This window comes from Butyrivibrio sp. AE3004, from assembly GCF_000703165.1.
In the GTDB taxonomy this organism is placed as follows: domain Bacteria; phylum Bacillota; class Clostridia; order Lachnospirales; family Lachnospiraceae; genus Butyrivibrio.
This window is the reverse complement of record NZ_JNLQ01000005.1, coordinates 24,931-32,339: the sequence shown is the minus strand read 5'-3', so window position 1 is coordinate 32,339 and position 7,409 is coordinate 24,931. Positions and strand designations below refer to the sequence as shown.

Sequence of the window (7,409 nt, the reverse complement as noted above, 5' to 3'; positions counted from 1 at the left end):
AGAAACGCACTATTTACCTTTCAGAATGCGCATTTTTCGTAAATGTGTCCCTAAGCTATTGAAAATACAAGAACAAAGGGTGCGTATAATCACCAAAATACGCACTCTGAGGAACCATAGATATAAGATCATAAAGTTTCAGGACTCAAAATAAAAAAAGCGAGCATACATATGCTCGTAAAATCATAAAAATTGTATATAAAAATTTGACAACCAACTCCATTCTGTGTTAAAATGGACGAGTAAGAAGGCGTTTGAGTAAGGCATCTTGCTAAACCCCTGCCTAGATGACAGGAGGTGAAAGGTATGACACTGGTACTTAGTTACGAAGAAATCATTCAGACACTAATACTCTTTGTTGCCATAATTAGACTTATACTCAAAAAGTAAGTCGCTGTACGTCTGACCGATTTACTACTAGCTTCACGAAATGCACTTAATATGCAAATCTAACATCTAGGTTCGTGGCGCCTTTCTGAAATTTCTTTAGATTGCAGTCTAAGGAAATTAGCTAGTGGTATCAAATTAGCATCTTTCAGTTGCAGCTGATAGGTGCTTTTTTGATGCCTCAAAATAGGCATGCATCAAGTATAGTATATAGTATACTAACATTAGTGTCAATATTTTTTTCGTTATTGCTTGCCATCTAGCATTGCTAGATGAAGTAAATCAATTTTCTAGAAAACAGTATTCTTATTGCTTATCTTCTCTTTATATAATCCAGATATTATTTTCAAAAATAACACTCTAGTCTATTGACTAAACCTATGTATAAATTGCTTACATATTATAATCATTATACGCACCCTGAACGAAATTCTCTTAGTAATTGGATATTTATAGTTACTCTTCCGCATCAGATTCTTTTTCAATATACTTAGGCTTATTAATCTTTAAAGCTCCTAAAACACCCTGTCGCTCCGGATTCTCAGAAATAATTCTTGTTTTTACTTTATCAAATTCATCTTTCAAAGTAGAACCGTCATCGCCTGCTACTTCTCTCATAAGTTTTCTATTTTCGGCTACTAGACTTTTCATATTTTCATCATTATATTGTCTTTGACGTTCTGCCATAGCTCTGACTCCTTTAAAAAATTATTATTGGTGTTAACAATAGTATAATCAACCCTTATCCTATTTAATAATTATATTTCTATTTCTAGAATTGCAAACCACCAATCACCGGTAGCTGATTCATACATACCATACCGATTTTATATGTGATCTTGAATGTCCTGTTTTGAGCTGTATATGCTTTATCATAGAAATTTATACTATCCTCTATTTCTGTAATTGCATTTATCATGGTCTCAGCATCCTGATAACATACATTTGTCATAAGCAAATCCGAAAGTGCAAAAATCATATCCTTTTGGATAGAGTTTATGATTAAATTACAAGTCTTGTAATTCGCACTTTGCAGTTCCTTATTCTCGTAAAGGCTAAATGCTTCAGATGCTAGAATACTGGATTCAAGTATAATCCGTTTACACTCGCTTATACGCGTGTCTGATCTGCATTGCTCCAATTCCCATGTCTCGATTTTTCTTTTGCATGGAAATTCATTTTCATCAGAAGGCTTGACTGTTATCGATTCACTTCTTTCTTTTGAATCCACCTGTTTTTTTCTTGTATCTTCACCCATGGTTACAATTTGTAGCAAAACACTCTTTCCAGCATAGATGCTCGCTAATTTTTTAATAGCAGAACCGTAATGCTGCTCTATATAATGTGCCATATTGTAATCTTGCTCAGACAATATGAGAGTGAGGGTTCCATTCTCATAGTTTTGAAATTCGAGCGGTTTTATCCAGGTTGTATACCCTATCTCCGTCATGTTCATGAACTTTTTAAGGTCTTTCTTTATTTTATGCCATATTTCTTTATTCATTAGAATATCCCTCTTACACCATCCAGCCGTGCTGCTTTGCTATGATAATGTCTGTTAAGCATTTACATTCAGAATTCTCGTCATAGTAACTATCTTCTGTAGCAATTCCTATGGTTTCTAGGCAAGCTGCCACCATGTTTTTCTTGTTCTGCATTTTTTCTCCTTAACCTAACAATTATCATGTATTATCCAAAAGTTCAGCCTCTAGTTGACGTATATTCTTTTCCAAGGAAGAATCTATCCTCCTTAATTCTTTAATTTTACAAATGCCACTTAAAACAGTAGTATGATCTCTTTTTCCAGTTAGTCTACATATTTCATCTATAGGCATTTGAATTAGCTCAGAACAAAGATACATAATAATCTGACGAGGTAGTACAACTTCAGGATTTCTTTCTTTTGAAATAACATCATCTTCACTTATTCTATATTTCTCGCAAACAGCTTTCATTATATCTTTCGCTACACAGGGAGTATTTAGCATATTAGCATCAGGCTCATAGAAATTAGTACTTCCTTGGTCCCATAAAAGCTCGACTGTACCACATTTTCCATTATTATTCTTTGAAACCATTATTTCGGTCAGACTTTCCTTTGACGAATCTTTATTATAATATTGATCCCTATATAAAAAGATGACCATATCTGCATACTGTTCACTAGCACCTGCCTTACGAAGATCGGATAATACCGGATGATGATCAGATCTTTCATCTATTGCTCTTGATAGTTGAGACAGTAGTATTACAGGAACGTTCATTTCTCTAGCCAATGTCTTCAGTGTTCTATATATATCAGAAATTTCATCCTGCCTTGATTGCCTGTTTTCATAGCTAGATATCAGTTGCAAATAATCAATAATTACCATAGCTATCTCATGTTTTTTTTGTAATTCACAACATCTGCTATAAATTTCTTCAGCAGTTATCCTTGGTGTATCGTCAATCAAGATATTAAGCTGAGACACTTTTGTTGCTACTTCGATAATATCTGCCCATTCATAATCTGTAATCTTTTGTTTATTTAATTCATCCTGATGAACAATAGTTTCAGAAGAAAAAATCCTATTAGTCAGCATTTGTTCTGACATTTCAAGTGAAAAGTACGCAACCATCCCTAAAGGGCTTGCCCCAACAGATTTAGCCAAATTCAGAGCAAATGAAGTTTTTCCCATAGATGGGCGCCCACCTACCACAATGAGCTCACCCGGATACAGTCCATTCGTCAAAGCATCTAATGACTTAAATCCGGTAGAAACACCGTCTATACCAGCCATCATTTTCTGAATTTGCTGCTTATCATTCATAAATTGCTTCATCGCATCATTCAAAGATTTAAAGTTACCATTATCTTCATATTCACTATTCACAGCTATTTGCTCCTTAAATTCACTATTTTTATATGCATAAATCATTTACCATAATATAAGGAAAAAATCTGTCTACTTAATTATTAACCGGATTGCATTATCAGATATATGATATCCAAATTAAAATTGGTCGACGTTTTTTCTATATTTACATCCCCATATTCACGCAAATGTCTCAACGCACGCCTGATTGTATCTGTTCTGTATCCCATTTCAACCAAAGTCTTTCGAAGTTCTTTACGAAATATTGATGTCTTATCTTTCATCAGCAATCGGATCATTTTAGAACATGGAATACCATCAGGTCTTGAATTTACTAAAGTTCCTGTTGGTTTTCTATTTGCAGCATAAAATTTCAGATATTCATATCCTATACAATAGGGTAATTCTTTATTTAATTTTGCTGGGATGCATACTTTAGCAGTTCCTCCATAACCAGAATGTATTCCAGAACAGTCTACAAGATTTTTGGCCAACTCATAATCAATATATCCATATAATGAATAACCTGCTTGCCGGTGCTGATTACCTCCTGAAATATTGCTCCACCTGACGTTGTCGATTTCAGCAATATTAACTTCTCCTGCGCATAAATAATTATTGGGCGATCTTACAACAATTACTTTCATGAATAAGCCTCCTTAAACCCAAAATACTAATCATCACACTAGGCTGATCTATGATTCAAAAAAATTGCAAACTTCCGATATTTTACTCCCGACGTAATCGCAAATGTTTTTCGACTCAGTAATTGCAATCTCAACAGTTGCAGCGATGGCACCTATTACCAAAGCCTCCTCCACTGAATCACTTACAGTATCAAAAAAGGTAGACTCAACATCAAAATCCCAAGATCCAACCTCACTGCCGTTCAAAACTGAGACATCATCGTCTATTTTCTCGATAACACCAAATATGGACTCAAAAAAGTCAATACGCATATAAATTCCCTCCTTTAAAATTGTACTTACTCTGTTCAAACTGATTCGGGATTGAAATCGAAATAATCTGCTATAGCCCATCCAAGAGCCTCTACAACACCGGCTGCTGTTACAGCGTTTGTGATATTACCGACACCAGGGAACCAGCCTATAGCCACTTGAGATATTGCTCTTCCGCTCAGCGTCCCTACCTGACTAATTATTAGCGACCATGCTGTGCTACTTGATAATTCCCGATCAAATATTCTGCCGATATTTATAACCATCGGGATTTCGATAGCCGATAGCAAAACACTATCGGCGAGTGGTATCTGTGATGTAAAACCTGCTACTGCTGCGGCGGCTACTGCTGCACTGTGAATGGTTGCAGCTACCTCTGTTTCTTGATTCTTTGTCATATTATTCTCCTTTTTTGTGGCATGTATTTGTTTCTGTGATTCCTTTATAACATACTTTTCTTAGTTAGGCAATAATTTTTCTCAAATATACAATTTCATATGTTATTTTTCAATATAATAATAAATATAATTATTTCTCTATTAGGTATTTTATTTGTTTTTTTTGCAAAATGCGCATATAATGTAACAATAGAAAATCAAAATTGGAGGGATAAATTATGTCTTCGAATTACAAAGGAGAAATAATAAAAGGTCAGAAAAAGGCTGCATTTTGGTTAAAGCAGAATCTTAAATATCTGCGTTTTCTCTCAAATATGAGATTGGAAGACCTTTCCATGATTACAGGAATTTCACTGCAGACATTAAACCGTCTTGAAAATGAGCAAGACAGAAAAATGCCTTATTACTATTATTTAGTAATAAGGCAAGCCATAGAAACGCATGTCTTGAGTAAAATTAAATACGAATATAGATCTAAAGAAAGCAATATGCAGACTAATATACAAATTCTTTCTTTAATAACTGTATATGTTGCAATAACTGTATGCCTGGACAGCCCTGAAACATTGGGGTATAACCTATTTAATGATACCGAAAGGGACTGTGCATCATTGTATTGGGAATATTTAAAACACTATATTGACAGTGTTACAATGACGAATACTCCAACAGCCAAAACTTTCTATAACGAATATGAAAAGAAACTAAAAGCAACAATATTATATTATTTAAATAACAAAGATAACAAAGATCTTTTTGATCAATTTATTGAAGACGTTAGCCCATTCATTAGCCCCGAGATGTATAAAAATATGGAGTTAACTATCCTAAGAAAAATAAGCATAATTCCACCAGAAGATAAGATGATATTATTCTCTATTGAGATCATTCTAATATTTACAATTTTAGAAAAGCCCAAACTTATAGAAAATGAATTAGTAAAAATAGTGCCTATATTACTTAATATGGGCAAAAAAAGCGAGTATTTTATTGAATTAGCATCTGAAATGGGCTTTGTTATTCCTAATGATGCAAACACAGCAATACATTCAGAAATCATGCCTATATTGGATGCCTTGCCAGAGATAAAGAATATTTTATACACATCCCTTGAACAAGGTGTATTATTACTTGCTAAAGTCAATGACTGGAAATATTCACAAACAATCTATGCTTATGAACATATGAAAGAGAAATGGAAATCTCAAGAATCATTATTATCTTTCCTTATAATTAAAAATTCTGAAAGTGTGATGGATTTAATAAAAAAGCATGGTTATATCGAAACACAAATGCCATCATGTAAAGCCGACGAGGAATCAAATAAAATACTTACAAATTATTTTCACGACAGCGCAAGAGAATTAGTTCATCGACTAGAACGATTCAGTAAAAATTATCAACTACAAGAACAACGTTCAAAGAAAAGCTATCAACAATTAGAACAGGAAGTACTTAATATACTTGATACAGTTAAAAATGCAAATTTAAATTCTACTGAATAAACAAAAAAGAGTGCGTATATCTAGGATATACCCGAATTGGTTAATCACACCATATATAGCAAATAACAGATAGGAGAGAACAACATGCCGCTGTTCTCTCCTTCTTCTTAATGATTATCGCTGTTGACCCATCAAATCCAGAACCTCATCGATAGTTTCATCAACATCAAAAAATACTCCACTATTCAAGTATATGGTAGCAACGTCTTTTATTTCTTTGACGCTATTCTCATCCGTATGTCTCACACCTGATACAACAGATATATCATCGATATTGAAATATAATTCTTTATTTTGTTTTTTTCTTTCATGTAACTTTATTAAAGTCATCTCTATTCTCCATTCCTAAATTTTTTAATTTATTTGGTTACACATTTATTGTTCCAAAAAAAATTTCGAAAATCAAATTTTTGAAATGCTCCTTTTGTTTATATAGCTACAATATATACACAGTCTAAAAATTCCTATAGGCAATTTGTCTATAGGGATTTTAATATTTTGTCATTGATTGATAGAAGCAATCAATTCATCAAGATTTATTAAGTCTCTAATTTTATTAATATTTTTATTGGATAAAACAACATCAATTTGATTCATTCTGTCTATAATCTTTTGTCTATTATCTGGTTGCAATTCTAATCCAGCAGGACTATTGATAAAATCTACGCCTATGATGATGCTAGCTACTTTTATTCCGAATGCTTCAGCATCAACTTCTGATATCTGATTTTCATATGCATATATATCATTCTCTGGTCACACATAGGTATCAAACCATTCAGGATGATGTTTGTTCTGCCATGCATGTCGCAATTCATGAGCTATTGTTATAAGCATTTCTAATTCACTTTCTGTATCGCTAATGAAAGTAACAAAGGCTTCATTATAGCCACCAGCTTCAATACTTTCTTCTTCATGAAAAAATACAAGTTGCTTTAATGGAATATTTAATGAATCAGCTATAAAACATGCGTAGACACTCCAGATAGATATTTCTTTATCGCTCAATGTATGATAACACAATGGAATACTGTCATCTAAATCACATTTGGGATTTTGTAATTCGTTATATAAAAGCTCTAAAATAACTTCATCAGCGTCATCTTTAACAAAATAAGTAGTTCTACTATCTGAACTGCATCTACGAAGTAATTTCTTGTTATTAGGAAGCTCCTTGAATACTAATATTTCAGGAAATCCCTCTGGAAATCTCTGATACATCCCACGATATATGGATTTCATATCTTTATCTAACGCAAACTCAGGTGGCCATTTACTCATAGAATTACTCCGTTAATGATTAAA

The 7,409-nt window shown here is 33.1% G+C and carries 10 protein-coding genes; 1 reads left to right on the top strand and 9 read right to left on the bottom strand.

The annotated features are described in order from the left end of the window. Window positions 1–843 precede the first annotated feature (843 nt). The 7 genes from BV60_RS0120555 to BV60_RS0120525 all read right to left on the bottom strand — a co-directional run bounded on the left by BV60_RS0120555 (window position 844) and on the right by BV60_RS0120525 (window position 4,599). Window positions 844–1,074, bottom strand: a complete 231-nt coding sequence (locus BV60_RS0120555) for a hypothetical protein (protein ID WP_029324762.1) — start codon at window positions 1,072–1,074, stop codon at window positions 844–846. Between the two features lie 85 nt (window positions 1,075–1,159). Further along, window positions 1,160–1,891, bottom strand: coding sequence for a DnaA N-terminal domain-containing protein (locus tag BV60_RS0120550; protein ID WP_029324760.1), 732 nt, complete (start codon window positions 1,889–1,891; stop codon window positions 1,160–1,162). A gap of 13 nt (window positions 1,892–1,904) precedes the next feature. After that, a complete protein-coding gene (locus tag BV60_RS23355) occupies window positions 1,905–2,045 on the bottom strand; it encodes a hypothetical protein (RefSeq protein ID WP_156036281.1) in 141 nt (46 codons plus the stop codon). Window positions 2,046–2,069: 24 nt separating this feature from the next. Beyond that, a complete protein-coding gene (locus tag BV60_RS0120540) occupies window positions 2,070–3,305 on the bottom strand; it encodes a DnaB-like helicase C-terminal domain-containing protein (RefSeq protein WP_081846833.1) in 1,236 nt (411 codons plus the stop codon). 38 nt (window positions 3,306–3,343) lie between these two features. Then, entirely contained in the window at window positions 3,344–3,889 is a 546-nt protein-coding gene (locus BV60_RS0120535) for a hypothetical protein (protein ID WP_029324756.1), read from the bottom strand. Window positions 3,890–3,937: 48 nt separating this feature from the next. Beyond that, a complete protein-coding gene (locus BV60_RS0120530; protein WP_029324754.1) occupies window positions 3,938–4,201 on the bottom strand; it encodes a hypothetical protein in 264 nt (87 codons plus the stop codon). 35 nt (window positions 4,202–4,236) lie between these two features. Next, entirely contained in the window at window positions 4,237–4,599 is a 363-nt protein-coding gene (locus BV60_RS0120525; protein ID WP_029324752.1) for a hypothetical protein, read from the bottom strand. A 218-nt stretch (window positions 4,600–4,817) separates the two neighbouring features. On the opposite strand from BV60_RS0120525, the gene BV60_RS0120520 reads away from it, so the two are divergent. Then, window positions 4,818–6,104, top strand: coding sequence for a hypothetical protein (locus BV60_RS0120520; protein ID WP_029324751.1), 1,287 nt, complete (start codon window positions 4,818–4,820; stop codon window positions 6,102–6,104). A gap of 114 nt (window positions 6,105–6,218) precedes the next feature. Here BV60_RS0120520 and BV60_RS0120515 read toward each other — a convergent pair whose 3' ends face one another. Together BV60_RS0120515 and BV60_RS0120510 are read right to left on the bottom strand one after the other, a co-directional pair. After that, a complete protein-coding gene (locus BV60_RS0120515; RefSeq protein ID WP_029324749.1) occupies window positions 6,219–6,434 on the bottom strand; it encodes a hypothetical protein in 216 nt (71 codons plus the stop codon). A gap of 426 nt (window positions 6,435–6,860) precedes the next feature. Beyond that, window positions 6,861–7,385 (bottom strand): hypothetical protein, encoded by a 525-nt coding sequence (locus BV60_RS0120510; RefSeq protein WP_029324747.1) that lies wholly within the window; start codon window positions 7,383–7,385, stop codon window positions 6,861–6,863. Between the last annotated feature and the right edge of the window lie 24 nt (window positions 7,386–7,409).

Coding starts and splice junctions, on each gene's coding strand:
- BV60_RS0120530 (WP_029324754.1), bottom strand. CDS start 4,201: ATGCGTATTGACTTTTTTGAGTCCATATTTGGTGTTATCGAGAAAATA.
- BV60_RS0120510 (WP_029324747.1), bottom strand. CDS start 7,385: ATGAGTAAATGGCCACCTGAGTTTGCGTTAGATAAAGATATGAAATCC.
- BV60_RS0120535 (WP_029324756.1), bottom strand. CDS start 3,889: ATGAAAGTAATTGTTGTAAGATCGCCCAATAATTATTTATGCGCAGGA.
- BV60_RS0120520 (WP_029324751.1), top strand. CDS start 4,818: ATGTCTTCGAATTACAAAGGAGAAATAATAAAAGGTCAGAAAAAGGCT.
- BV60_RS0120555 (WP_029324762.1), bottom strand. CDS start 1,074: ATGGCAGAACGTCAAAGACAATATAATGATGAAAATATGAAAAGTCTA.
- BV60_RS0120515 (WP_029324749.1), bottom strand. CDS start 6,434: ATGACTTTAATAAAGTTACATGAAAGAAAAAAACAAAATAAAGAATTA.
- BV60_RS0120540 (WP_081846833.1), bottom strand. CDS start 3,305: ATGATTTATGCATATAAAAATAGTGAATTTAAGGAGCAAATAGCTGTG.
- BV60_RS0120550 (WP_029324760.1), bottom strand. CDS start 1,891: ATGAATAAAGAAATATGGCATAAAATAAAGAAAGACCTTAAAAAGTTC.
- BV60_RS0120525 (WP_029324752.1), bottom strand. CDS start 4,599: ATGACAAAGAATCAAGAAACAGAGGTAGCTGCAACCATTCACAGTGCA.
- BV60_RS23355 (WP_156036281.1), bottom strand. CDS start 2,045: ATGCAGAACAAGAAAAACATGGTGGCAGCTTGCCTAGAAACCATAGGA.